The organism is Flavobacterium bizetiae, assembly GCF_024271895.1.
Taxonomy (GTDB): domain Bacteria; phylum Bacteroidota; class Bacteroidia; order Flavobacteriales; family Flavobacteriaceae; genus Flavobacterium; species Flavobacterium bizetiae.
Window position 1 is genome coordinate 2,190,799 of the sequence record NZ_CP091861.1, and the last position, 25,014, is coordinate 2,215,812.

General features: G+C 33.0%; 22 protein-coding genes. 13 read left to right on the plus strand and 9 right to left on the minus strand.

What is annotated here, in order from left to right; all coding sequences use genetic code 11:
- Nucleotides 1-171: 171 nt before the first annotated feature.
- Together porN and L0669_RS09680 are read left to right on the plus strand one after the other, a co-directional pair.
- Nucleotides 172-1,161, plus strand: coding sequence for a type IX secretion system ring subunit PorN/GldN (gene porN / locus L0669_RS09675; protein WP_263763075.1), 990 nt, complete (start codon nucleotides 172-174; stop codon nucleotides 1,159-1,161).
- Between the two features lie 75 nt (nucleotides 1,162-1,236).
- Nucleotides 1,237-2,310 (plus strand): NAD(P)/FAD-dependent oxidoreductase, encoded by a 1,074-nt coding sequence (locus tag L0669_RS09680; RefSeq protein ID WP_263763077.1) that lies wholly within the window; start codon nucleotides 1,237-1,239, stop codon nucleotides 2,308-2,310.
- Here the strand turns inward: L0669_RS09680 and L0669_RS09685 are convergent.
- Nucleotides 2,291-2,674, minus strand: a complete 384-nt coding sequence (locus tag L0669_RS09685) for a DUF983 domain-containing protein (protein ID WP_194618622.1) — start codon at nucleotides 2,672-2,674, stop codon at nucleotides 2,291-2,293. The two genes, L0669_RS09680 and L0669_RS09685, sit on opposite strands and share 20 nt — an antisense overlap.
- A gap of 75 nt (nucleotides 2,675-2,749) precedes the next feature.
- On the opposite strand from L0669_RS09685, the gene L0669_RS09690 reads away from it, so the two are divergent.
- Nucleotides 2,750-4,663 carry an ABC-F family ATP-binding cassette domain-containing protein gene (locus tag L0669_RS09690; RefSeq protein WP_173972014.1) on the plus strand — a complete coding sequence of 638 codons (1,914 nt, stop codon included), beginning with the start codon at nucleotides 2,750-2,752 and terminating at the stop codon, nucleotides 4,661-4,663.
- Between the two features lie 426 nt (nucleotides 4,664-5,089).
- Here the strand turns inward: L0669_RS09690 and L0669_RS09695 are convergent, their stop codons facing one another.
- Entirely contained in the window at nucleotides 5,090-6,049 is a 960-nt protein-coding gene (locus L0669_RS09695) for an App1 family protein (RefSeq protein ID WP_173972012.1), read from the minus strand.
- 66 nt (nucleotides 6,050-6,115) lie between these two features.
- Here L0669_RS09695 and L0669_RS09700 point away from each other — a divergent pair, with 66 nt between their 5' ends.
- Nucleotides 6,116-6,985 carry a diacylglycerol/lipid kinase family protein gene (locus L0669_RS09700; RefSeq protein ID WP_263763079.1) on the plus strand — a complete coding sequence of 290 codons (870 nt, stop codon included), beginning with the start codon at nucleotides 6,116-6,118 and terminating at the stop codon, nucleotides 6,983-6,985.
- A gap of 202 nt (nucleotides 6,986-7,187) precedes the next feature.
- Here the strand turns inward: L0669_RS09700 and L0669_RS09705 are convergent, their stop codons facing one another.
- Together L0669_RS09705 and L0669_RS09710 are read right to left on the minus strand one after the other, a co-directional pair.
- Entirely contained in the window at nucleotides 7,188-8,333 is a 1,146-nt protein-coding gene (locus tag L0669_RS09705) for a GNAT family N-acetyltransferase (protein WP_263763081.1), read from the minus strand.
- Between the two features lie 117 nt (nucleotides 8,334-8,450).
- A complete protein-coding gene (locus L0669_RS09710) occupies nucleotides 8,451-8,939 on the minus strand; it encodes a DUF1761 domain-containing protein (RefSeq protein ID WP_263763083.1) in 489 nt (162 codons plus the stop codon).
- A gap of 232 nt (nucleotides 8,940-9,171) precedes the next feature.
- On the opposite strand from L0669_RS09710, the gene L0669_RS09715 reads away from it, so the two are divergent.
- Both L0669_RS09715 and L0669_RS09720 read left to right on the plus strand, forming a co-directional pair.
- Nucleotides 9,172-9,477: a hypothetical protein gene (locus L0669_RS09715; protein WP_263763085.1), complete on the plus strand. Its 306-nt coding sequence runs from the start codon at nucleotides 9,172-9,174 to the stop codon at nucleotides 9,475-9,477.
- Between the two features lie 120 nt (nucleotides 9,478-9,597).
- Nucleotides 9,598-10,347 (plus strand): class I SAM-dependent methyltransferase, encoded by a 750-nt coding sequence (locus L0669_RS09720; protein WP_482168793.1) that lies wholly within the window; start codon nucleotides 9,598-9,600, stop codon nucleotides 10,345-10,347.
- Nucleotides 10,348-10,391: 44 nt separating this feature from the next.
- On the opposite strand, the gene L0669_RS09725 is transcribed toward L0669_RS09720, so the two are convergent.
- Complete coding sequence (locus tag L0669_RS09725) at nucleotides 10,392-11,372, minus strand: phosphotransferase (protein WP_263763087.1); 981 nt, start codon at nucleotides 11,370-11,372, stop codon at nucleotides 10,392-10,394.
- Nucleotides 11,373-11,580: 208 nt separating this feature from the next.
- Between L0669_RS09725 and L0669_RS09730 the strand changes: the two genes are divergently transcribed.
- The 4 genes from L0669_RS09730 to L0669_RS09745 all read left to right on the plus strand — a co-directional run bounded on the left by L0669_RS09730 (nucleotide 11,581) and on the right by L0669_RS09745 (nucleotide 16,065).
- Entirely contained in the window at nucleotides 11,581-13,521 is a 1,941-nt protein-coding gene (locus L0669_RS09730) for an oleate hydratase (RefSeq protein ID WP_263763089.1), read from the plus strand.
- 199 nt (nucleotides 13,522-13,720) lie between these two features.
- On the plus strand, nucleotides 13,721-14,014 hold the full coding sequence (locus L0669_RS09735; RefSeq protein WP_263763091.1) for a hypothetical protein: 294 nt from the start codon (nucleotides 13,721-13,723) through the stop codon (nucleotides 14,012-14,014).
- Nucleotides 14,015-14,017: 3 nt separating this feature from the next.
- Entirely contained in the window at nucleotides 14,018-14,602 is a 585-nt protein-coding gene (locus tag L0669_RS09740; protein WP_263763093.1) for a helix-turn-helix domain-containing protein, read from the plus strand.
- 185 nt (nucleotides 14,603-14,787) lie between these two features.
- A complete protein-coding gene (locus L0669_RS09745; protein WP_263763095.1) occupies nucleotides 14,788-16,065 on the plus strand; it encodes a RidA family protein in 1,278 nt (425 codons plus the stop codon).
- Nucleotides 16,066-16,174: 109 nt separating this feature from the next.
- Here L0669_RS09745 and L0669_RS09750 read toward each other — a convergent pair whose 3' ends face one another.
- The gene (locus L0669_RS09750) at nucleotides 16,175-17,269 is read right to left on the minus strand and encodes a Ppx/GppA phosphatase family protein (RefSeq protein ID WP_263763097.1); all 1,095 of its coding nucleotides are present in this window, start codon (nucleotides 17,267-17,269) and stop codon (nucleotides 16,175-16,177) included.
- Nucleotides 17,270-17,684: 415 nt separating this feature from the next.
- Here L0669_RS09750 and L0669_RS09755 point away from each other — a divergent pair, with 415 nt between their 5' ends.
- Nucleotides 17,685-17,831: a hypothetical protein gene (locus L0669_RS09755; RefSeq protein ID WP_263763099.1), complete on the plus strand. Its 147-nt coding sequence runs from the start codon at nucleotides 17,685-17,687 to the stop codon at nucleotides 17,829-17,831.
- 128 nt (nucleotides 17,832-17,959) lie between these two features.
- On the opposite strand, the gene L0669_RS09760 is transcribed toward L0669_RS09755, so the two are convergent.
- The 3 genes from L0669_RS09760 to L0669_RS09770 all read right to left on the minus strand — a co-directional run bounded on the left by L0669_RS09760 (nucleotide 17,960) and on the right by L0669_RS09770 (nucleotide 21,602).
- Nucleotides 17,960-18,514: a porin family protein gene (locus L0669_RS09760; protein ID WP_173971998.1), complete on the minus strand. Its 555-nt coding sequence runs from the start codon at nucleotides 18,512-18,514 to the stop codon at nucleotides 17,960-17,962.
- Between the two features lie 87 nt (nucleotides 18,515-18,601).
- Nucleotides 18,602-19,738 carry a helix-turn-helix domain-containing protein gene (locus L0669_RS09765; protein WP_263763102.1) on the minus strand — a complete coding sequence of 379 codons (1,137 nt, stop codon included), beginning with the start codon at nucleotides 19,736-19,738 and terminating at the stop codon, nucleotides 18,602-18,604.
- Nucleotides 19,739-20,048: 310 nt separating this feature from the next.
- The gene (locus L0669_RS09770) at nucleotides 20,049-21,602 is read right to left on the minus strand and encodes a S41 family peptidase (RefSeq protein ID WP_263763103.1); all 1,554 of its coding nucleotides are present in this window, start codon (nucleotides 21,600-21,602) and stop codon (nucleotides 20,049-20,051) included.
- A gap of 543 nt (nucleotides 21,603-22,145) precedes the next feature.
- On the opposite strand from L0669_RS09770, the gene L0669_RS09775 reads away from it, so the two are divergent.
- Both L0669_RS09775 and L0669_RS09780 read left to right on the plus strand, forming a co-directional pair.
- Entirely contained in the window at nucleotides 22,146-24,158 is a 2,013-nt protein-coding gene (locus tag L0669_RS09775; protein WP_263763105.1) for a M13 family metallopeptidase, read from the plus strand.
- A gap of 153 nt (nucleotides 24,159-24,311) precedes the next feature.
- Complete coding sequence (locus tag L0669_RS09780) at nucleotides 24,312-24,863, plus strand: GNAT family N-acetyltransferase (protein WP_263763107.1); 552 nt, start codon at nucleotides 24,312-24,314, stop codon at nucleotides 24,861-24,863.
- Nucleotides 24,864-25,014: the final 151 nt, after the last annotated feature.

Genomic DNA, 25,014 nt, shown 5'->3' on the forward strand with positions numbered 1-25,014 from the left:
GTATTTGATATTAAGTTGCTTATTTTTGGTTTATGCTGTTCTCTTTTTATTAAGTGTATCATTATTAAAAGCTGGTTTTTTATGTTTGAATATTAAAATTTCAGTTAATTGTAGGAAAATAACAATAAAATAGAAAATATTGCGTTAGCTTTGTTACAAAAAAGTGTTATGATGAGAGGGAAAATTTTTTTAATGTGGATTGTCTTTATTACAGGAGGATTTGTTTCAAATGCACAATCTAATTTACTTAATGCAAAAACGGCTGACCAAATTGGGCTAAAGAGTGCGGCACAAAGAATTTCGGATAACGATAAACCTTTGTCTTATGGCTATGTAGATGACAGAGATGTTTTGATGGGAAAAACGGTATGGGAAATTATTGATTTGAATGAAAAAATCAATTTTCCGTTATATTTTCCGGTAGACACTGCTAATATTGGTTCAGACAGGCGTTCGCTTTATGACGTTTTAACCAGAGGTATAAGAAGTGGAAAAATAACTGAAGTATACAGCGACAGCTATTTTAATACCAAAAAATCATTAAAAGATATTCAGGGAGCATTATCCCGAGTTGATACAACAGATGCCGGTAGAGAATTAATTAATCAATATCCGGACGACTATAGAACCCGTGTTGTAAAGAAAAAAGTGGTAACTGGTACTGGTAAAAAGAAATCTGTTACTTATGTAGATGAAACAGTTGGTCCAACAAGATCGGTACCGGCAGAATACATCTTAAAACAAGACTTAACCGCAGCAGATGTTACACAATATAAAATTAAAGGATACTGGTATTTTGACAAACGTCAGAGTGAATTAAAATATCGTTTACTAGGAATTTGTCCTGTAACTCCGGATGTTTATACCATGAATAGTGATGAGAAAGACTATATTGAGTTATTTTGGGTTTTCTTCCCTAATGCACGGGAAGTATTACACGAAGGGAAAGCTTTTAACGATAAGAATTCCGCAACTCCAATTTCATTTGATCAAATCTTGAATTCAAGACGTTTTAATGCTATTATTTATAAAGAAGAAAACATGTACGGAGATCGTGAGATTAAAGATTACATGAAAGATAATGCACAAAATCAGTTATTAGAATCTGAAAGAGTAAAAGAGAAGATTCGTAATTTCGAAGAAGATATGTGGAACTACTAAGTCCCTAAATTACATTAAAACAAAAACTCTTAGTACCTTTGTATTAAGAGTTTTTTTATTTTTTATCCTTTACACATGTTAGACTATTTAATTGTCGGATCCGGATTGGCCGGAATTTCTTTTGCAGAAGAAGCCCTTAAAAACAATAAATCTATTATGATAGTAGATAATATGTCTCAGGTATCTTCTAGAGTAGCGGGAGGTTTTTATAATCCGGTTATTTTAAAGAGATTTAGCGAAGTTTGGAACGCTCAGGAACAATTAGTTCTAATGAATGATTTCTACAATCACATTGAAGCCAAATTACAAACCAAGTTTAATTATAAACTTCCCATACTTAGAAAGTTTTTCTCTATAGAAGAACAAAACAATTGGTTTGCAGCTTCAGATAAAATAAATCTGGCGCCTTTTTTATCTACAAAAATTATTTCTAAAAAATATAGGGGCATTGATTCTCCTTATGATTATGGCGAAGTTCTGCATACGGGTTATGTAGATACCATGTTGCTTTTAGATACCTATAGAGAATATCTGGAAGAGAATGATTTGCTTTTAAATCAGTTTTTTGATTATGCTTATATTGAGTTTTTCGATTATGGAATTCAGTATAAAAACATTCAGGCACGTAATATTGTTTTTGCAGAAGGTTTTGGATTGCATAAAAATCCCTTCTTTAATTATCTTCCTCTGGATGGTACTAAAGGAGAAATGTTTGTAATAAAAGCTCCTGATTTAGACCTGGATGTTATTATGAATACAAGTGTTTTTATCTTGCCTATGGGCAATGATTTGTTTAAAGTTGGTGCTACATACAACTGGGAAGATAAAACCGATTTACCTACCGAGGCAGGAAAACAAGAATTAATAGACCGAATAAAAGAAATTATCGATTGCGACTTCGAGATTGTAGAACATTACGGCGGAGTTCGCCCTACGGTAAAAGACCGAAGACCATTGATAGGAACCCACGAAGAATTTAAATCACTTCATGTTCTTAACGGATTAGGAACAAGAGGAGTTATGTTGGGGCCATCAATGGCAAAGGTTTTATATGATTATATCGAAAATGAAATTCCTTTAACTCGCGAAATTGATATTAAAAGATTTCATAAAAGATATTTAAAAAGTCTTACTTCTGACCGGCCTTAGGATCGTAAGAAACGAACATATTAATGTATAGATTTCTTGAAAGTCGTAAAACAAACGGAAACAATACGATTAAAGTAATAACGATTGCAATAAACGACTCTTCGATTGTAGCTTTAAAAAATACAAACGATACAATAAAAGCAGCAATTCCTACGGCAACATTCAATCCGTAACTTACATACATTGCGCCATAAAAAAACGAAGGTTCAATTTGATATTTAAATCCACAATGGCTACAATGATCGTTCATTTTTAGAACTTTAGTCAAGTGAAGCGGATTTTTGTCTGAATACATGCTTTCTTTTTGGCATTTTGGACAACTTCCTGTTAAAATACTATTTAGTTTCGATCCTTTTTTTAACATTTGCAAAAAATTAAAATTACCCATTGATTTGGGAGTGTAAATTTACACAATCAATTAGTTATAAAATAACATTACATGCTTAATATACACAATTTATCGGTTTCTTTTGGTGGTACTTATTTATTCGAAGAGGTAACTTTTCGTTTAGGTGCCGGAGACCGGGTTGGACTTGTCGGGAAAAATGGTGCCGGAAAATCGACTATGCTTAAAATGCTGGCAAGAGATTTCGCTCCAGATTCCGGAGTTATTTCTCAGGAAAAAGATATCCGAATGGGTTTTTTACGTCAGGATATTGATTTCGAACAAGGAAGAACGGTATTAGAAGAAGCTTATGAAGCCTTTACTGAAATCAAAATTGTAGAGAAAAAATTAGAAGAAATCAATCATCAATTGGTTACCAGAACCGATTATGAAAGTGAAGAATACGGCCAAATCATCGAAGATTTATCTGATTATACACATCGTTTTGACCTTCTTGGAGGTTACAATTATGTAGGTGATACGGAGAAAATTCTTTTAGGACTTGGTTTCAAAAGAGAAGTATTTAACAACCAAACCGAAACATTTTCAGGAGGTTGGAGAATGCGTATCGAGTTAGCAAAACTATTATTACAGTCAAATGATGTTTTATTGCTGGATGAGCCTACCAACCACTTAGATATCGAAAGTATCATTTGGTTAGAGAGTTTCTTACGCAGTTATCCCGGAGTTGTTGTAATTGTTTCGCACGATAAAATGTTCCTTGATAATGTTACAAACCGTACAATCGAAATCTCTTTAGGAAAAGCATACGACTTTAATAAACCATATTCTCAATATTTAGAATTACGTCATGAAATTCGTGAAAAGCAATTGGCAACTCAAAAAAACCAGGCTAAAAAAATTGAGGAAACAGAAAAATTAATCGAAAAGTTCCGTGCAAAAGCATCAAAAGCTTCGATGGCGCAATCGTTAATTAAAAAATTAGATAAAGTAGAAAGAATCGAAGTTGATGAAGATGACAATTCGGTAATGAATATTTCGTTTCCGGTTTCAAAAGAACCTGGAAAAGTTGTAGTTGAAGCTGAACATGTTACAAAGGCTTACGGAGATAAAGTGATTTTAAAAGATATCGATTTGTTAGTAGAACGCGGAAGCAAAATTGCTTTTGTGGGTCAAAACGGACAAGGAAAATCGACTTTTATTAAAGCCATTGTAAACGAATTCGAATATCAGGGAAACATCAAATTAGGACACAACGTACAATTGGGTTATTTTGCTCAAAATCAGGCAGAATATCTTGATGGAGAAATCACCTTGTTGCAAACTATGGAAGATGCTGCAACAGACACCAACCGTTCTAAAGTTCGTGATATGTTGGGATCGTTTTTATTCCGTGGCGACGATGTAGAGAAAAAAGTAAAAGTACTTTCAGGAGGCGAGCGTAACCGTTTGGCACTTTGTAAATTACTATTGCAGCCAATCAATGTTTTGTTGATGGATGAGCCTACGAATCACTTAGATATTAAATCTAAAAACGTTCTTAAAGCCGCACTTCAAAAATTTGGTGGTACTTTATTATTGGTTTCTCACGATAGAGATTTCCTTCAAGGAATGTCGAATATCGTTTACGAATTTAAAGATCAAAAAATCAAAGAATATTTAGGAGACATCAACTATTTCTTAGAACAGCGCAATCTTGAAAACATGCGTGAAGTCGAGAAAAAAGATGTGGCAAAAGCTGCAGCTCCTAAAGAAAGCAATAAGGTTTCTTACGAAGATCAGAAAAAAGGAAAAGCGCTTCAAAACCGTTTGAGTAAAGTCGAAAGTCAGATCAAACAATTAGAAAAAGACATTCAGCACGACGATAAATTGTTGGCTTCGAATTATGACAAACATATCGAAGATGCTTCATTTTTTACAGCATATAACAAAAAGAAAAAAGACCTGGACCAATTACTTCTTGATTGGGAAATTGTTCAGGAAGAGATTGATAATTTCAACGCTTAGTTTAGTTTTCAGTCTCAGTCACAGTTTACAGATGCCTTTGTCAAAGTTTCGAACTTTGACAAAGGTTTTTTTAGTTTTTAGGAGCTATTTCCAGCTTTACGTTTCAAGTCCTCACTAAAAAAAACTATTTTTCTAAGCCATAAAACGAGCTTCCGTTGGTCGCTGTTTTCTGGCAAGAAAAATTATTTTTTTTAGTTCCGGGCTTTCCTCTTCAATCTGGGCTAGGAGTTGCAGTTTTCAGTTTCAGGTTTAGAAGTTTCCATAAAGTATGTCATTGCGAGGAACGAAGCAACCACATTTGCAAGATCAAAACTCGTATCAATTATTAATGAGATTGCTTCGTTCCTCGCAATGACTAAAACGAGAATAAGAACCTGCGAAAACCAATTAAAATCCGCTTCATCAACGTGCCAACATACGCAAACTTTAAATAATCCCAATACTTTTAGAATGCATAATGGCTTCGCTGCTATTTTTATAATAACAAACAGAAACTTCTAAAGCTTCTAGGTTTTTCATGATTTTTTTAGTCGCTTCTTTTTGGTGTTTTCCCGTTTGCCTGATGTAAACCGCTTTTACAGTTACAGGAAATATTTTGCAGATTCGTTCGTACAAAACAGGATCGTGTTGCGAATCATCACCTAATAAAACATATTTAAGGTTGGGATAAAACTCTAAAACGTGTTTTATTTTGTCGAATTTATGATCGTGATTTCCACGTCCGCTCATAAAAAAATCTGTGATACCTCTTTTAATATCCTTTAATAAAATTACGGCTCTGGGCAGATTGTGTATTTTAGTAAATTTTACAATAAAGCGATACAAATTCCATTCGCTGCTTGAAACATAAAAAAAGGCATTTTCTTCTTCTTTATTGTTTCGTCCTGCAGAACTCAAAGCCTGATAATGCGGTACAACATCTGTAAAAACCTTACGGTCATTTACATTTTTGAACAAAAGAATGTAGATTTTTTTAAAGAAATTCTGAGTATGCGAGATCAAAAAAGTATCGTCAATATCAGATATAATTCCGAGTTTTCCTTTATGAGGTCTTATAAAACTGCCTTTTTCAGTTATGGTTTCATTTTCGTCCTTGATCGTAACTTCGTATTCCATCCATCCAAAACTGGTTTCAGTTTCCAGAGGAATACAAAACTTAAAATAACCATCATCCAAAGTTTTAGTATGAATTTCCTGGTGGCCGCATTTTAGGTAAATATCAAAATTATCAAGCGTTTTTATCCTGAACTGATTAATAATTGAACGGGCATTTTTTAAGTTTTTCTTCTGAAAATCATAATCATACGTTCTTTTAAAAACATGTCCCATTACAATTAATTCTTCTTCATTGGCATAACCCCGATATAATTGTAAAATTGGTTTCATTAATTGCGTATATTTATAGATAGATGCTGTAAATTAATTATTTTAATTGACTTTAAAAATAAAACTTTGAAAAAGAATATCATATTTGTTGTAAACCCTATTTCCGGAGACCTTGATAAATCAGATTTGATCGAGGCTGTGCAGGAATTTGCAACCACGAATAATTTTGACCTGACAGTTTATGAAACTACAGGCAAAACAGACCAGAAAGAAATACAATTACTTTATAATCAATTGCAACCTGAGCGAATTATAGTAGCAGGCGGCGACGGAACGATAAAAATGGTTGCCGAAGCCGTAGAACAGTTTGATGTCATTATAGGTATTTTGCCCGCCGGATCGGCAAACGGTTTATCTGTAGATCTTAATTTACCCACAACAATAGAGGAGAACCTGAAAATCGCGTTTTTAAGCCGTTATATCGAAATGGACATGATTTGCATCAACGGCAAAAAAAGTATTCATTTAAGCGACATTGGTCTTAATGCTGATTTGGTAAAAAACTATGAACAAAGTAATCTAAGAGGAATTTGGGGATATGCTTTGCAGGCTTACAATACCCTTGTTGATTCTAACGAACCTTTTGTCGCTACGATTACCGCAAATAAGGAAACAGTAGAGCATACAGCAAGAATGATTGTAATCGCCAATTCTAAAAAATACGGAACCGGAGTAACAATAAATCCAAATGGTGCGATGAACGACGGAAAATTTGAATTGGTTATTCTAAAAAGTCTTGATTTATTATTACTCGGAAAAATCATTACCGGAAACATGCCAATCGATTCTGATGATATTGTGATTATTTCGACAGACAAAGCGACCATAAAAACAAATTATCCGGTTAATTTTCAGATTGATGGTGAATATTGCGGAGCGCAGACTTCGTTAGACATTCATATTTTGCACAAACAAATGAAGATTGCGGTGCCTTAATTAGGTCTTCTATTTGACTATTTGATATTTCGCCCCTATGGGGCTGTGTATTTAGGATTTATATTTCTATAAATATTGCACTCCTACGGAGCGACTTTGAGAATTAGCCCTGGAAGGGTGTAATATTTATAGAAAATTAGACAGCAATATATAATAGCTCCGTAGGAGTGATATGGAGTTTCTCTTTATTTACAAAAGCGACTTATTTAAAAGGATTACGTTCCTGCCAGTCTGTTTTAGGCTCAAGATAATTAAACAATTTGGCAATGTTATGGTTGATTAAAGCATTGCTATGCGTAATTAATCCGTACATTTTTAGGGGTTTTGCGCCTACAGAACTTTTGATTTCGAGTGCTGTACGGGCAAAAACAATTTCAGAAAATCCTTGATTAATAGAATACGCAATCATGTCGTATAACATGTTTAGATACAACATTCTTTCGCGTTGAATGGTTTCGTCGTAACCTAAAAAGTACGTGTCCATTACATTTCCGTTTTTAATCAATGTATTGAAACCAATTAATTTATCTTCTAAAAAATAACCATAAAACAAGAAGTTATCTTTCATGATTTCTTTAAAAAAACTAAAATGATTTCGGGCTAAGAAAAAAGTATTGAAAGGCGCATTTTTAGCCACATGAAAATACAAATCGTAGATAACATCTTCGTATTGCTGAATATCCTGCAAAGACATTCTCTGCTTTCTTATTCCGTCAGCTTTTTTTCGGGCGCGTTTGTACTGGTCGCGATATTTTTTTGATAAAGCATCAATATAATCCTGTTCAGTCGTCCAGTTTTTATTGATTTCAAAAATCATATTCGGCTGAGTCGAAAACGTATAATTGTTTTTAAATTCAGCTTGTAGTGGTTCGATTTCTTCTGCAGTGAAATCTTTTATACTTGTAATGTGTACTTTTTTTCCACTCGCTTTCAAATCTTTTTTAAGCTGATTAATCGCTTTATGAAGCGTTTTAATGGCTTTAGATTGCTTTACGTTTTTGTCAAAAGCAAAAGCATTTTGTCCGGTAAGCATATTATTGCCCACGAATAATACGTGCGAAGCAAAATTTTTGAAAGCAAAATTACGTACCGAAGTTTTCAGGCATTGATCGCGTTCTCCAAAAGAATCCAGTTTTTCTGCAAACAAAAATTGCGTCAGGACAATTCCCGCTAGTTTATCTTCGTTAAAAATTCCGATAAAATGACAAATCATATTTACCGGAGAAGAATTTTCCAGTACTTCGAGATATTCTCTTGTCAAAAAAATATTATCTACAGCCAGTGAATTCCATTCTAAAGGCAATAATGAAGCGCTGTTGTAAATTTGAAAAGTAAAAGTTGTATTCAAAAGTGTTACGTAATTTCTTCAAAATTAGATATTATTTACAATAACTCATCTCGTTTAAGTTATTATTAAGAAAACCCCGTTGAATTATAATTTCAAGCGGGGTTTTGTATTCTGTCATTATGCATAAGCGCAAATAATTCCGCCCATAAGCGTCAGGGTCAAAATCCAGTATCCGGCATTTATCAAAATATATTTCCATGATTTTCTTTCGAATAAACCATTTATAGCCAAAATTGGAAGGGCAAAAAATAGACCTGATATAAAGCCATGAAGCGCTCCGTGTTTAAAAGTGCGGTACGCAGTTCCGTAATCGGCCATAAAAGCAGCAAATGATGGTTTTGCTGTGGCGATTAAAGGCGGTCCGCCCACCATACCTACAGCTCCGGATTGATGAATGGTTAATGCTGAAAGAATTACCGTGATCATTAAAGAAAAAATGTAAGTAAGTCCGAAAATTTTAATCATATTTCCGTTTTTTAGAGCTTCCGGAGTTAGTCCGGCTTCGCGCATCCAGACAGTTCCAAATACTTTAGGATTGTACCAGATAAAACCAGTTACAAGTGTAATTAATGCCGAAGCAAAAAAGGGTAGAAGATTCATTTCCATAAGATTAGGTTTTTAGATTAGTTGCTCAAATTTAAACAAAAATAAAAGACGAAAGCTTCTGAAATTCTTTCATTCTTTTAGAGAGGAAATCTGTTAATTCTCATCATAAAAAAATAATATATAATTAAGATCGTATTTTTTAAGAATTTGCTTTTTTTTCATAACTTTAATTCATCAATTTGCATAATGAAATAAAATGATAAAAATATTCTAACCTTTTAATAGCAAAATTATGGTAGTACAATATCAAGGTAAACAACACGGAAAAGCAACCACATTTACGATAAGAATTATAGGTAACAATTTGTCTAAAAGCAGCTCTAATTATCAAACCGATTTATTAGTAGGAGATAATAAATTACCAACATTTACAACTGGAATTCATCAAAGTTTATCCAATTGCCTAAAAGAAATTTATTTGTTTAGAAAACATAACGGGATACAATTTGAAGCTTCTACAGAGAAAGTAGCGAAGCCTTTAGTACCTTACGATGAGGTTTTATACAACTATAACAAAGGAGCTTTGTTTATGGCTTAAACTAATTTAATTGATATACTATTAAAAAAGATTGTTCGTTGAACAGTCTTTTTTTATTTAACATAAAATGGTTTCTTTTTAAAGAAATAGAAATAATAGAAAATAGCTTTTAAAGCTTTAATGAAAAAGAAAAAAGAGATGAAACAAAATATTTATGATGATGTAGATTTTTTCGAAAATTATGGCAAAATGCCACGTTCAGTTGATGGTTTAAACTCGGCTGGCGAATGGCATGTTTTAAAAAATATGTTACCGGATTTTAAAGAAAAAAGTGTTTTAGATCTGGGTTGTGGGTATGGCTGGCATTGTATTTATGCAAAAGAGCAAGGAGCGGAAAATGTAATTGGGATCGATTTATCGAAAAAGATGATTGATAAAGCGAAAGAAAATTCAAAACAGTTAGCGATCGATTATTATCAAATGCCGGTGGAAGATATTGATTTTAAAGAGGAGCAATTTGACATTGTTTTTAGTTCGCTTACTTTTCATTATATAGAAAATCTGAATGTTGTTTTTAGAAAAACTCATCAATATTTAAAAAAAGGCGGAAGTTTTGTTTTCTCTATGGAACATCCTGTTTTTACTTCGAGAGCCGAACAGGATTGGTTTACAGATGAAAACGGAACGCGATTGCATTGGCCGGTCGATGATTATCAGGAAGAAGGAATAAGACAAACGAATTTTTTAGGCCACAACGTAATTAAATATCACAGAACGGTAGCGAATATCATCAATACGATTATTGAATCTGGTTTTAGTATTCAGCAAATATCTGAACCTAAACCATCAGAGGAAATTATTGAAAAATATGCCGAGATGAAAGATGAATTAAGAAGGCCTATTTTTATTATGATTTCGGCTTTAAAATAATATTGAACCGGATGTTAAGAGAACAGATATGTTTGTGAGATATTTTAAGTTACTTTTTCGTAATAACCTTTAATCAAAACGGCAATAAAACGCTTTAGATAGACTTCATTCAAAAAGGTATTCGACCAATTTTCGAACCTGTTGCACTGAACTCCTAAGTAAAAATAGTACATGCAAACGCCTAAAATAGGGATTAATCGTTTCTCTTCGTCACTGATTTTTTCTATCGTTTCGTAACCTTTATAAAATGCATTTATTTTGGCAGTTCTTTCGGTATCATCCTTTTCTGTGCTGTGCAATTGCAGGATGTAATAGGCAATGTCTAAGCAAAGCCAGCCGTTTCCGCAAAAGTCAAAATCAAACAGCGTAACCTTATTATCATCAGAAATATTCAAATTATCAAACCATATATCCATGTGCACAATTCCTGTGCGCAATAGTTTGGTATTGGCATTCAATAATTCCTTTTCGAAAATGAATCGGGTTGCGGTAAGAAATTGCATTTCTTCGGTATCATCAGAAAGAAAAGCTTTGATATAATTTAGGGATTGATTTAATAAAATTTCAGGCGTATAGGTAATTCTGTTAAGTTCTAATCCTTTGGTTTGTTGGTGAATTCTGGCCATTAACGATCCAATTTCAGAATGAATATCCTCGCTAAAGTTTAGAACTTTATTTCCTTTGGCAAAAGAAAACAAAACAGCGTAACGTAATCCTTCCGGAGCATTTATGTCGTTAATAAGATTCTCTGAACGATCTGAAATTGGATATGAAACCGCAATATCATTTTGTTTTAAAAGCTGTAATAACTTTAATTCTTCTGCAATTTCTTCTTTGGTTCGCCAGTTGAAGCTGTAAAGCCTAAAAATAAAACTCTCGTTATCGCTATCAATACGATAGGTGTGATTGATTCCTGCTTTTAATAACCGGCAAGTTGTATTTGGGGATAATGCATATTTTTCACAAACAAAATCTGCAATGTCTGATGATGAAATTATAGAGCTGGTTACAGAAAAGGTTTTCATTTGATAGTGATTAGAATATTTGTCTGGATAAAATTCAAAAGTAACCAGATTTATTGCTGTGGCAAAAATATTTCTGTATTGGAGTAACAACAAAAAACAATTAGGTATAATAACCAAAACGGAATTTCGGGATTGCAATAATGAATTTCGGGATGCACATTATTCTGCTGGTAATCTTAACTTTGAGTAAATCAAAAATAGATTAGTTATGAGTTCTACCACTTCAAAATTCGAAAAATTATTAAATGGTTCTAAAGAATATGGAAATGTGAACCACCAACCCGACTCCAGTAAAGAGATTCAAATTAATACACCTGAAAAAACAATGCCTTTTTCAGATCAAATCGGGAATTACCAGCGTAATAAAGGAATTCCGTCAAAATCATACAAAGACAGTAAAATTTATATTGTAGGAAGCGGTATTGCCGGAATGGCAGCAGCTTATTATTTCATTCGTGATGGTCATATTCCGGGCGAGAATATCATTTTTCTGGACCAGTTGCACGTAGATGGCGGATCGCTGGATGGTGCCGGAAATACTACCGATGGTTATATTATTCGTGGAGGTCGCGAAATGGATATGACGTACGAAAACTTATGGGATATTTTTCAGGATATTCCGGCTCTTGAATTGCCGGAACCTTATAGTGTATTAGACGAATATCGTTTGGTAAATGATAATGATCCTAATTACTCAAAAGCAAGATTAATTCATAATAAAGGCCAAATTAAGGATTTTAGTAAATTTGGATTAGAGAAAAAAGACCAACTTGCGATTGTGAAATTGTTGCTTAAGAAAAAAGAAGATTTAGACGATATTACCATCGAAGGTTATTTTAGTAAATCCTTTTTGGAAAGTAATTTTTGGTTTTTCTGGAGAACAATGTTTGCTTTTGAAAACTGGCATAGTTTGTTAGAATGTAAATTATACATGCACCGTTTTCTGCACGCGATAGACGGAATGAAAGATCTTTCGTGTTTGGTTTTCCCAAAATACAATCAGTACGATACTTTTGTTACTCCGCTTAGAAAATTTCTTCAGAGCAAAGGTGTACAAATCGATCTTAATACACTCGTTAAGGATTTAGATATTCATAGCGATACCAATGGTAAAGTTGTCGAAGCGATCATTATCGAAAAAGATGGTAAAGAAGAAAGAATTCCTGTAGGCAAAGAAAATTATGTAATTGCCACAACGGGATCAATGACCGAAGATACTTTTTACGGTGATAATAAAACCGCTCCGGCTATTGACTTAAATAATAGCAAAAGCGGACAAAGCGCGGGATGGAAATTATGGAAAAACCTGGCAGCGAAATCACCTGTTTTTGGTAAACCGGAAAAATTCTGTGGAAACATCGAAAAATCTTCATGGGAATCTGCTACACTAACCTGTAAACCTTCTGCTTTTACAGAGAAAGTAAAAGAGTTGTGCGTAAACGATCCATATTCTGGTAAAACCGCAACGGGAGGAATTATCACAATTAGTGATTCAAATTGGTTAATGAGTTTTACCTGTAACAGACAACCGCATTTTCCTGACCAGCCAGATGATATTTTAGTAATTTGGGTATATGCTCTTTTTATGGATAAAGAAGGGGATTATATCAAAAAAACAATGCCTCAATGTACAGGAGATGAAATTCTAGCTGAATTGGCCTATCATTTAGGAATTATCGATCAGCTGGATAATATTGTTGAAAATACAATTGTTCGTAGTTCATTTATGCCATACATTACCTCTATGTTTATGCCAAGAGCAAAAGGCGATCGTCCGCAAGTAGTTCCTGAAGGCTGTAAAAATTTAGGTTTGGTAGGACAATTTGTAGAAACCAATAATGACATTGTATTTACGATGGAAAGTTCTGTGCGAACTGCAAGAATAGCGGTTTATGAATTATTGAATCTAAACAAACAAGTACCGGATATTAATCCGTTGCAATATGATCTTCGTCATTTACTTAAAGCAGCACAATCATTAAATGATTATGAGCCAATAGTAGGTGAGGGGCTTTTAAGAAAATTTCTAAAAGGAACCTATTACGAACATCTTCTGGTAGAAAATGCAGAAGATTCTCAAGAACACGAATCCTTTTTTACAGAACAAATTAATAGATTAAAAAGCTGGATAGGAGGAATTAGAGATTAAGAAAATCTATTTCTTTTTACAGGATAATAATTAAGAAAAAATGACGCTAAGGTTTTTTGCTCTGGCGTCATTTTTATATTAATTAACCGTTGTTTTTTCTTAAATCGCCCAATTTTATAGGGAATTATCCCGGATTATTGCTTATTTTTATACGTAAATTAGTCTTCCAAAATTAATAGTTAAGCAATATTTACGCAGTATGAATCAACCTTATGATAAAATAAGCGATACATTAGCCTACTTTGAGGTTGATAATAATTTGCCCTATTATGTCTCTTCAGGCAAGAAACAAATCGATTATCCCCAGAAACCTTTCAGAATGGATTATTATTCGTTGTGTATTTGTACAGAAGGGAATATTGTGGTTTCAATCGATGGTAAAAAGCATGCCGTAAGTCCGTTTAGTTTGTTATTGGCGAGGCCGGCTACAATTATTGCTTTTCAGAATAATAGCGAAGACTTTCGGGTAAAATTGCTTTTTTTTGAGAAATAGTTTTTGCTTAAAAATATATCCGATCCTTTTATTATTGAGCGTCTTACATTTTTTAAAGACAAATCTTATGAGTTCATGCATCTCAAGGAACAAGAAGCTAAAAAGTTGATTAAGCTTATGAAATACCTTGAAAATAAAATTAATGCCAATCTTAAATTTAAAGATGAAATTGTCCGGACGATCATCTTTAATTTGCTTTTAGAAACGGCTGAATTTTTACCACAAGAAAAAACAAAAAATGATGTAGTGCTTAATAATCCCAAAGAAATTTATTTTCAGTTTCTCAAGTTGGTTATGGAAAATATAAGCCAGCATAAGGGAGTGAATTATTACGCTCAAAAACTTCATATCTCAAATAAATACCTGATTCAGATTGTAAAAAAAGCCGTAGATAAAACGCCTCACGAAATTATCGACGCGCATTTATTAAAAGAAGCCGTAGTATTGTTAGGGAATCCGGCAATCAATATAAGCGATATTGCTTATCGATTGCGTTTTAATTCCGTTTCTGCCTTTGGACGTTTTTTTAAAAAGCATTCAAATATTTCTCCTACTGACTATCGTCGTTTGCAGAATCTTTCTCACTAGATTTTTAATTATAGAAGTATATTTATCTTAAGAAAGAAAAGTCTTATAATTATATTTTGATGTCCTATCGTGAATTATTTTGAATGCTAAGAATAATAATTTTGAGTTAGCCAGAATATGGCACTTAATTCTTTTGAATTAAGCAAAAAAAACTCCCATTATTAATTAGGTTAAAAATACACAAAATGGCTTCAAATAAAGTAAATGCAGTATTAGCAAGAAATACTAAAAATGCCCCAAAAAGTATCGGTCCTTATTCACAAACCGTAGCTTTCTCTCATTATAATAACCTTTCGGCACAATTACCAATCGATCCAAAATCAGGTAAATTAGTTTCCGGCGGTGTAAAAGAACAGGCAGAACAATGCTTTAAAAACATTCAGGCAATTGTAGAAAGCATCGACCATGTTATGAGCGATGTGGTTAGGATTACTGTTTTTGTTACAAACATAAAAGATGTTGATGCTGTAGACGAAGTTTATAAAACTTTTTTCCCAACTTATGTTCCTACGCGAACTACAGTAGCAGTTGCAGCTTTGCCAATGAATGCATTGGTACAAGTAGAAGCATTGGTTTCAAATGGAGAAGGTACAATTCCGAACGCACCTCAATCAGGTGATCTTATAAAGCTTACAAACAACACGACAAATGCTCCAATAAATGCTTTGTCTTCGCAAACAGTTTCATTTTCTCATTACAATAATCTTTCGGCTCAATTGCCTATCGATCCTAAAACGGGCAGATTGGTAATTGGCGGAGTAAAAGAACAAGCCGCACAATGTTTAAAAAATATCAAATCAATTTTAGAAAGTATCGATGTTCCTTTTGATGATATCGTGAAGATTAATGTTTTTGTTAAAAACCTTTCAGATGTTGAAGCTGTAAACGAAGTTTATACAACGTTTTTCCCAGATTCAGCTATTGCAAGAGCGGTAGCTTATTTCCCTGCACGTACAACCATTGCAGCTGCGGCTTTGCCAATGCAGGCTTTGGTACAAATTGAAGCAGTGATTTCTCACGGAGATGGTACGCCTCCCCAAGCTATCGAAGACAGACACGGAATCGTTATAAAAGCAAACAATACCGAAAAAGCACCAAAATGTCCTTTATCAACACAAACGGTGGCATTTTCTCATTACAATCATATTTCGGCTCAATTGCCTTTAGATCCTAAAACAGGTAAACTTGTTGCTGGTGGTGTAAAAGAGCAAGCGCAACAATGTTTGAAAAATATCAAAACCATTCTCGAAAGTATTAATCATGTTATGGATGATGTGGTAAAAGTGAACATCTTCCTTAAAAATATCGAAGATATTGATGTTGTAGATGAGGTCTATAAAACATTCTTCCCAGGCGGAATTCCTGCAAGAAGAACAGTTGGTGTATCAGCCTTGCTTAAAGATGCTTTAATTCAAATCGATGTAGTTGCGGCAAATGCAGAAGGAACACCTCCAAACGCATAACTTAGTAAATATATAAAGTATAAAAGTTGTTTAATTAAAAAGGGTTGTCTCAATATTTTTGAGACAACCCTTTTTGTTTGCTTTTATTTATAAAAGTAAAATCTATATCTTAGAAATTAGTATTTATTTTCTTAGAACGGTCTGCAATGTATGACATAAGCCAGGTTACTTGTCCGTCTTTCACAAAATATATTTTCTTTGTTGCTACGTTAGGAATACTTTCAAGACAGTTTGAAAGAATGTTGTTGGCAGAAATAAGGTATTTCTGGTCGTATGTTTTTAAAACTCTGTCTACTTCTGCATTCGTTTTAGAAAGATTACTGAACTTGTTGAAGTTGTTTTTCAGGATTGCGTCATAATTAATAACATCTTCTAAACTGAATGGAATATAGTGATCTTTTAAGTTTTCATTATAATATAAAGTTGCAAAAGCCCATACAGCTCCTCCTGATAAATAGATTTTTTCCTTTTTTAAGATAAGAGGATTTGCATCAAGCATTTCTTTGATTTTTTTACGTAAAACGGTATTAAAGTCAAAAGATTTTTCCTGGTAAGTCGACATATCATTAGCCTGACTTTGATTTACAACCGTCTTTTTTACTGCATCAGTAAGTGTCATTGTACCAAAATCAAGTTCTAAAGGGATGAACTCTAATTTGTTATCATCAATTTCATCAATATATCCACCTTTAGTAGTCTGAGCACCAATGTCTAATAATATTGCGTTAGAATAATCAACAGGAGGAATAGCACCTTTAACTAACATTTTAGCTTCTTCATCAGCATTGATAATGTCAAAAGTTTTGTTGGTAAGAGTCGAAATTTTATTTTTTAAAACATCGATGTTGCGGGCAGAAGAAAAAACAGGAGACGCAACTATAAATATATTTGCTTCAGAAATTTTAAAATCAGCTCTTACTTTTCTTAATTGGTCAGCAACTATAATACTCGTTTTGTTGATGTCTTCCTGAGGCAATTCTCCAAAACTGGCAATATGATCAGCAAGACTAATTCTGTCATTCGAAAAGTAAAGAATTTTATAATCTGCTTTCTTGATATTATTGATTTCAAGAACAGAAGTTTTGATTGCTCTTCTTCCGATTTCAATTCCTACATATACATTTTTTTGCGAAAAGGAATTAATGGAAAAAAATAAGTTTAAAAGAATAAAAAATAAAAGCTGGGGTTTGTTTTTTTTAAGCATTGTGTTGTGTAAGTATGATTATAAAAATTTGTTTTGGATGAAGACTTTAAGGCAATTTTGAGGTATTTGTGTGAAAGTCATAATTTTGTACTGAAAATAAACGGTTTCAATATAAGATTGCAAATTTATAAAAACATTTACGAATACAAACTGCGTTGTAGAGAAAACATGTTAATTAATTTACTGCAATGTTTTCCAATTGTTATTTCTTTAGAAAATGCTTTTTATTATACAAAATCAAAACAAATTTGTACTATTTTGAAAGGCATCGTATCATTTTGAAAGGGGTTTATAAATTTAATGAGAATGCCTGTTTTTCTACTTGTTTGAAATTCATTTACTTATGATTTATTCCGTTATTTTGGCACAACATTTGACTTTAAGGAGAAAAAGTGTTGAATTAAAATAAAAAAATATGAAAGCAAATAAATGGAGCAAAAAACATGCAACGAAAGTAAAATTATCTGATAAATCAATTCGGGCAAAAGACAGATTCGTTAATTCAATCGTATTTACTGTAGTTTTTTGTATTGCTGTTTTTATAATTTCGAGATTGGTTTAGGTTGTATGGAATAAAAAAAGCTCCAGATTTCTCTGAAGCTTTGTGGTAATAGTTGTTCGCGGCAATGATTTAACCTTTATTCAAAAAGGCTGAGTTAAGGCATAAAAAAATGTTGAAATTATTAAGCTTTAGAAAAAGAAATAACCAACAGATAATTGAAATACGCTGTTTTTGTTTTTACTAGAAGAACCTTCTACATTATTAATATCAGTTAACCCCAAATTATATCTTGCGCCAAAATTAAGTCCGTTGTCAAGTTTATAACCTAGACCAAAATTAACTCCAAAATCAACAGTATTAAACGAATCTTTTACGTTTGTCTTTTCATTTTTGGCAGCAAGCAAAAATCCTATTTGCGGTCCGGCTTCAAGGCTCAATCCTTTTGTTACATAATATTTTCCCATTAAAGGAATATTTAGATAACTTAAGGCAACAGTATTATCATCGAAACTATATCCCTGACCGGAATACATTATTTCAGGTTGAAAAGAAAATTTATCAGAAACTGGAATTTCTGATACAACACCAAAATTAAATGAGGTTACGACATCAATACCTTTGGTATTATCTCCGCTGATATTGGCAAAGTTTAGACCTCCTTTAGCACCAAATTTAATTTCTTGGGCATTAACATTTAAAAATCCTAAAACTGTAAGAACAGCTAGTAATAAAAAATTTTTCATAAAAATTGATTTGAATTATTGAGTCCAAAATTCATATAAGAAAAACTAAAGGAGGTTTCAAAAGCTTAAAAATGGATAAAATGGTACCTATTTGCTGGTATTTTTATATTCGTTTGGTGTCTGACCGGTAACTTTTTTAAAAGCTTTATAAAAAGTAGTTTTTGAAGTAAACCCAGATTCCAATCCCATCGTCAATAAATTATAGTTTTCATATTCAGAATCTGAGATCATTTCCTTTACAGCTTCAACCCGGTATTGGTTGATGTAATGAGCAAAGTTGTCTCCTGTAATTGTGTTTATGATTTGGGAAACATATCCCGGGCTTATGCCTAATTTTTCGGCCACTTTTTCTCTGTTTAATGTACTGTCAGTATAAATGTGCTGCTCTTTGCAAAGAAGTTCCAGTTTCTGAAAATAAAGATTATCTGCTGTGATCGATTCCCGGTATTCTTCAGGAAGATTATCTTCTTCTATTTGCAGATGGCTATACGAAAGAGCTAAATCTGTATTGAGAAAATTATAAACAGCATCTTTGTTTTTGGCCAGTTTGTATTTGTAAATTCCGATATAAGCTGTCCAATGAATTATGAATGTCGCAGACAGCGCCAAAACACTCATTGTAGAGGAAATGTCAGAATGAAAAAACAGGCCAACCAAATAAGTAGTTAGCCAGACAAATAATAGCAAATACATGAAAGTTAATAAAGTAATTATCCATTTTTTCTCTTGAGGGTCTTTTAAATGCTTTATCATAAAATAAGAGTAAAGAGGTAAAAACAGAACGATGGTAACGGCTAGTAAAAGCTGAATCATCTGGAGTATATTGACCAGGTACCCAAAGGACTCAGGAATTTTATAAATTCCTGCTACACTGTCAAGACAGATTGTAACATTAAGAATACTGTTATAGGCAAATGGAATGTAACACAAATAAGTTTTTTGTCTGTTTTTTACCGCATCATCAATGCGGTTTATAATAAACAGAAATGTGAAAACAGGTAATAGAAATACCCAGTCGATAATATCTATAAAGCGTAATAAGGGATAGGATGTAAAAACATCTTCAATTTCAAAAACATAATTTAGTAAAACAATGGAAAGTACGAATAGTAAGCCTGCCAGATATTTATTTGAATTACTATTGAAGATAGAAGACTTTAAAATAATTAAGCCTAAAACTATTCCCTGAAAAATCGCAATATTTAAAAGTGCTGTATAGATCAATTTTTTCCTGTAAAGATTGTTTTTAAGATTTGTTTTGGGATATCATGTTAATGAGTTATTTTTTAAACATAACTTATTTCATACGAATTGACATAACGAATTTATAGTAATACAAATGACTTTCTTAAGGGATTAAGAAATGATTAACTAAAATGATTTTCTTAGAAGAGTTGTTAGACAAGCCTGGTGAATTTCTTTGACTTTACTACTATAATCTGACTAAGGATATTGTTTTATAAATTTAAATAAACGAAAAAAGCTCCAGATTTCTCTGAAGCTTTCTATTGGTTGGAAGTATAAAAAATCTAAATTATTTCGTTTTTATAAGATTAAGTGTGAACTCCATTTGCGTATCCTTTTGTTGGAAAAAATCATCCAGAGATGGCCATACTTCATGGTCTGGCATAATACCACGACCTTCTGGCTGATTCTCTTTTTTTGGAGCATCCTGAACCAGATTTACAATTGAAAATTGTGTTTTTATCTTTGAATTGGGAAGTTCATAAACCAATGGCGAATGTCCGTTGTGACGATAGTAACCGCCAACAGTTTCTACACCAACTATGGTAACATTTTGAACATACGCTTTTACCAGAGAAGCAAAATGTGAAGCGGCCGATGCTACATTTTCATTAATCAAAAGATAAAGATTGCCTTTAAACTTTGGCGATTTGGGATAATAAACCGGATTGTATTTTGGGTTTTGTACACTTATATTGTTTTTAAAAACCGGATACACATCTTTTAAGTATTCTTTCCCCATTTTTTTAGAAATACTATCCATTCGTTCTGATGTTGAAACGCCCCAGAAATAGTTCTCAAAAGGCAATAAGTTGGGATCGAAAATTATAGTAGCCTTTACATTTTCTTTGAATGGTTGATCTGTGAGGTACATTACAGGCTGTTCAAAGTTAGGGTCACTTCCGCCAGGATTATTTCTAACATCAATGATCAGATTAGGAACCTTATTTTTGTCGAGTCCTGTAAAAACGCTATCCAAAAAATGAACATACGGTTCAAACTTAGGATCGTCTGATCCGTATGCCATTCCAAACCATCTTAGATTTAATAAACCTGTTGTCGGGTTAAGCATGCGGAAGCTGTAGGGAGACTGCTTTTTGTAATCTAACAAATCCGTAACAGGAGCGCTAAATCTATTTTTAATGTTTGCTTCTCTTTGCTTTAGCGTTACTGCAGGAAGTACCTTTTTTTCAAGAGATTCAGATTTTGGCGAATTATATTCTATAATGAATTCATTAGAAAGACCATATTCCAGCAGATAATTTATTCCAAAGGATTTATTTACGCTGGCCGATAATTTTTCTGTAATGTTAAAGCCATCTGCTGTATAATATTTATAAAAAGACTGCATCAATTTTGTGTCACTTATCCCGTTTATACTTCTTATCCTCGAACCGGCTGGTATATCTGATGATTGACCATCAAAAATAATTTGCCCCTTAATATAAAGAAGAGGATAGGGGAAAAAAGATTTTTGCCTGTTCAGAAATTTTATTAAATCGAGATCAGGAATAGTATAATTGTGTACACTTCCTTCATAGTCTGCCAGATGAAGCATTATTTTATAAAACTCCGTAACGCTTATAGGCTTCTTAATATTTTTAATAGTTGTATTGTAAAGACTGTCTATTTGTTTTTTAGAACGGTATTGGTACAGGCCGGAATTTGCTTTTTCGTTTATGGCAAGAAGTATTTTAAGATCTTGCTGCATTTGTTTTACTGAAAGCATTTTATTGTACAGTAGTATACTATCCTTCGCGTTTTTATCAGATCCTTGTGCCTGAATTTTACAGGACAAGAAAAACAATAATATAAAAATTGGTATCAGATTTTTATTATTCATGTAATACATTAGTTATAGGTTAGGGGTTATAGGTTTAATTTTTGGAGTTTAATACTCGTTATGGGTAATCATTTTTACTTCATTTTTTTTAATTACATTCTTGTGATAAAATTAAGATAAAATTGCATTGTAATAAAAGAAAAATAGCGCAAAGTAATCATTGAAATTAATAGCGTTGAATTATAGTGTTTTGATTAGTAAGTGTTTAGTTGTTGTTTGTAAACGAAATATTTGCATAACGTTTGCGAGCTGACCCCGAAGAATCGGTTTTATATTCAGGATGATTTGTTTTGTCTGTGCGCTATCGCTGGGTTGGTAAATCTGAATAGTAGAATTATTTAAGTTTTAAAGCCAGCCAGGTTTCGGAATGCTATACTAGGTTATTACATTAATGATAAATAATTAGCTATAATTATGTTGTTTGTGCGTAGTAATTTTATAAAAAGTTTAGAATTACGAACTGAATTCGTATATTGTTCTGCATTTTAAAATATTTACTTTCAAACGTTTTTCAGTTCATTTTAATAGAAATAAGTCTAGATTATGAGAAATTCATTAATGCTCTTCATTGCATTCTTATCTTTTACAGCATGTTCCAAACATCAAAGAAAAAAAAATGTTGCTATCACCGGAATAGATTCGACATTGCGTCCTGGGAATGATTTTTTTAAATACGTAAATGGCAAATGGTATGATTCTGTATCAATACCAGCATCTCAATCCGGAGTTGGTGCCTATATGTTTATGAATTACCCACAACGAATGCGCCTTCAGGGAATATTAGACAGTATTTCGAAAAGCAAGAATGAGGCAGGAAGTATAGCGCAAAAGGTAGGAGATTTTTATGCCTCAGGTATGGATACCGTAACTATTGACAAACGCGGCTATACACCTATCAAACCTCTGCTTGCCAAAATTGACGCAATTAGCGATTTACCTTCTTTAATGAACTTTGTAGTTAATGAGGTAAAAGTAGACAACTCTTCTATTATAGCTTTTGGAGTGTCACCCGACAATAAACACAGCAGTATGAATATTGCCCAGCTTTATCAAACTGGTATTGGTTTGCCTGACAGGGATTATTATTTCAAATCAGATCCATCAACTGTTGCCATACAGAAAGCGTACAAAAAATACCTTGCTACCTTGTTTCAACAAACGGGCAGCGATGCCACAGAGGCCGAAAAGAATGCTAATTTGGTTTATGATATTGATAAACAACTAGCAGGTTCGCATAGAACAAAAGTCGAGCTTCGTGATGTGCAGGCAAATTATAATAAAATGGCTGTGACAGATCTTGTAAAAAAACATCCTAATATAAACTGGACTACCTTTTTAAATAATTTAGGTGCTAAAACTGATTCTATTAATGTATGTCAGCCTGCCTATTATGACGCGCTTAACAAACTCTTAAAAACTATTCCGGTTAATAATTGGAAAATTTATTTGAAAGCAAATTCTATAGAAAGATATTCAGATGATTTAAGTAAGTCTTTTGTCGATGCTTTATTCGAATATACGAAAGTGCTTTCTGGTCAGGCTGTTCAAAAATCACGTGGCGAAAAAATGGCTAATGTGCTTGACACTTACTTAGGCGACGCTTTGGGTGAATTGTATGTAAAGAAATACTTCCCGGAAGATGCTAAAAAACGTATGTTGGTTCTCGTGAACAATCTGCAAAAAGCCTATGGCAAAAGAATTGATAAATTAGAATGGATGAGTCCTGGTACGAAACAAAAAGCCAAAGAAAAATTGTTTGCTATTACGAAGAAAATAGGATATCCGGATAAATGGAAAGATTATAGCAATGTAAAAATAGCAAGAAACACCTATTTTGAGAATATGGTTTCGGCCGCAGCGGCAGCATATCAATTTCAATTGGCAAAATTAGACAAACCAGTTGATAAGTCAGAATGGTATACTACAGTTCCAACGGTTACAGCATATAATAACCTTACTGCAAATGAAATTGTTTTTCCTGCGGGTATTTTGCAACCTCCATATTTTGATAATAATGCAGATGACGCGCTTAACTACGGAGGTATCGGAATGGTTATAGGACACGAAATAACCCATACTTTTGATGATCAGGGTGCTCAATTTGATAAGGTTGGTAATTTAAAAGACTGGTGGACAAAAGAGGATTATGCACAGTTTAAATCAAGAATACAACAAGTTATTAATTTGTACAGTACCTATACTGTTTTAGACAATCTACATATTAATGGTGCAATGACAGTTGGTGAAAATACGGCAGATATCGCCGGAATAGCCGTTGCCTATGATGCTTTTAAAATGACTGAACAAGGAAAAGGAAACACAAAAATCGACGGTTTTACTCCAGATCAACGTTTCTTTATTTCTATAGCCAAAATATGGCGAGTAAAAATGAAAGACGAATTCCTGCGTTTGTGGATTAACAATAATCCGCATTCTCCACCAAACTGGCGCGTTAATGGTCCTTTAATGAATACAACACCTTTTTACGAGGCATTTAATGTGCAACCCGGAGATAAAATGTTCTTGCCGAAGAAGGATAGGATTACAATTTGGTAGTGTTATGCTCGCGAAAGCGCTTATTTTATAAAAACAATAAAAGCTTCAGAGAAATCTGAAGCTTTTATTGTATTAGGGGAAAGAATTTATATAAATAAGTTAGCGGTCGGTTTCTGGCGGCGAAAACAGATAATAAGAAACAAACAAAAAATCATGAAAAAAGAATTTCCAACGATAAAAACCGAAAGACTTTTACTGCGACAATTTGCAGATAGTGATCTTGAAAATGTTTTCAAAGGACTTTCACATCCAGAAGTTATTAAATATTATGGAGTGAGTTTTCAAACATTGGAAGCAACTAAAGAACAAATGATTTTTTTTGCTGACCTTGAAAAAAACGATACAGGAATTTGGTTTGCTATTTGCTCGGCTGATAATGCAACATTCTATGGAGCGGGTGGGTTAAATAATTTAAGTAAGGAACATAAAAAAGCAGAAATCGGTTTTTGGTTAATCTCCAATTTTTGGGGACATGGAATTATGAAAGAAGCAATACCGTTAATTTCCAGTTATGGATTTGACAATTTAAAACTTAACAGAATTGAAGGATTTGTGGAGTCGGAAAATAAGAATTGTAAAAACGCAATGGCTAAACTTGACTTTCAGTACGAAGGAACTATGAAAGACTGTGAAATTAAAGATGGTAAATTTATAAGTCTTGACATTTATGCTAAACTAAAAAGTAATCTAATAAAGCCTGTGTAAGAAATCAACCAAAAAAGCTCCAGATTTCTCTGAAGCTTTGTCTTAGTAGCGGGAACAGAACTCGAACGTGTGTCCGCTGTGGCGGATATGATTCCGATAGCTTAGATTTTAAAATAAAAAAACACCATCTTTTTCAAGTGGTATTTTTCTC

Bases quoted from the DNA above. Each gene is read 5' to 3' on its own strand.
- L0669_RS09760 (WP_173971998.1), bottom strand. From the start codon at position 18,514: ATGAAAAATTTTTTATTACTAGCTGTTCTTACAGTTTTAGGATTTTTA.
- L0669_RS09710 (WP_263763083.1), bottom strand. From the start codon at position 8,939: ATGGAAATGAATCTTCTACCCTTTTTTGCTTCGGCATTAATTACACTT.
- L0669_RS09735 (WP_263763091.1), top strand. From the start codon at position 13,721: ATGAATCAACCTTATGATAAAATAAGCGATACATTAGCCTACTTTGAG.
- L0669_RS09780 (WP_263763107.1), top strand. From the start codon at position 24,312: ATGAAAAAAGAATTTCCAACGATAAAAACCGAAAGACTTTTACTGCGA.
- L0669_RS09750 (WP_263763097.1), bottom strand. From the start codon at position 17,269: ATGCTTAAAAAAAACAAACCCCAGCTTTTATTTTTTATTCTTTTAAAC.
- L0669_RS09745 (WP_263763095.1), top strand. From the start codon at position 14,788: ATGGCTTCAAATAAAGTAAATGCAGTATTAGCAAGAAATACTAAAAAT.
- porN (WP_263763075.1), top strand. From the start codon at position 172: ATGAGAGGGAAAATTTTTTTAATGTGGATTGTCTTTATTACAGGAGGA.
- L0669_RS09770 (WP_263763103.1), bottom strand. From the start codon at position 21,602: ATGAATAATAAAAATCTGATACCAATTTTTATATTATTGTTTTTCTTG.
- L0669_RS09775 (WP_263763105.1), top strand. From the start codon at position 22,146: ATGAGAAATTCATTAATGCTCTTCATTGCATTCTTATCTTTTACAGCA.
- L0669_RS09755 (WP_263763099.1), top strand. From the start codon at position 17,685: ATGAAAGCAAATAAATGGAGCAAAAAACATGCAACGAAAGTAAAATTA.
- L0669_RS09715 (WP_263763085.1), top strand. From the start codon at position 9,172: ATGGTAGTACAATATCAAGGTAAACAACACGGAAAAGCAACCACATTT.
- L0669_RS09720 (WP_482168793.1), top strand. From the start codon at position 9,598: ATGAAAAAGAAAAAAGAGATGAAACAAAATATTTATGATGATGTAGAT.
- L0669_RS09680 (WP_263763077.1), top strand. From the start codon at position 1,237: ATGTTAGACTATTTAATTGTCGGATCCGGATTGGCCGGAATTTCTTTT.
- L0669_RS09730 (WP_263763089.1), top strand. From the start codon at position 11,581: ATGAGTTCTACCACTTCAAAATTCGAAAAATTATTAAATGGTTCTAAA.
- L0669_RS09695 (WP_173972012.1), bottom strand. From the start codon at position 6,049: ATGAAACCAATTTTACAATTATATCGGGGTTATGCCAATGAAGAAGAA.
- L0669_RS09725 (WP_263763087.1), bottom strand. From the start codon at position 11,372: ATGAAAACCTTTTCTGTAACCAGCTCTATAATTTCATCATCAGACATT.
- L0669_RS09690 (WP_173972014.1), top strand. From the start codon at position 2,750: ATGCTTAATATACACAATTTATCGGTTTCTTTTGGTGGTACTTATTTA.
- L0669_RS09685 (WP_194618622.1), bottom strand. From the start codon at position 2,674: ATGTTAAAAAAAGGATCGAAACTAAATAGTATTTTAACAGGAAGTTGT.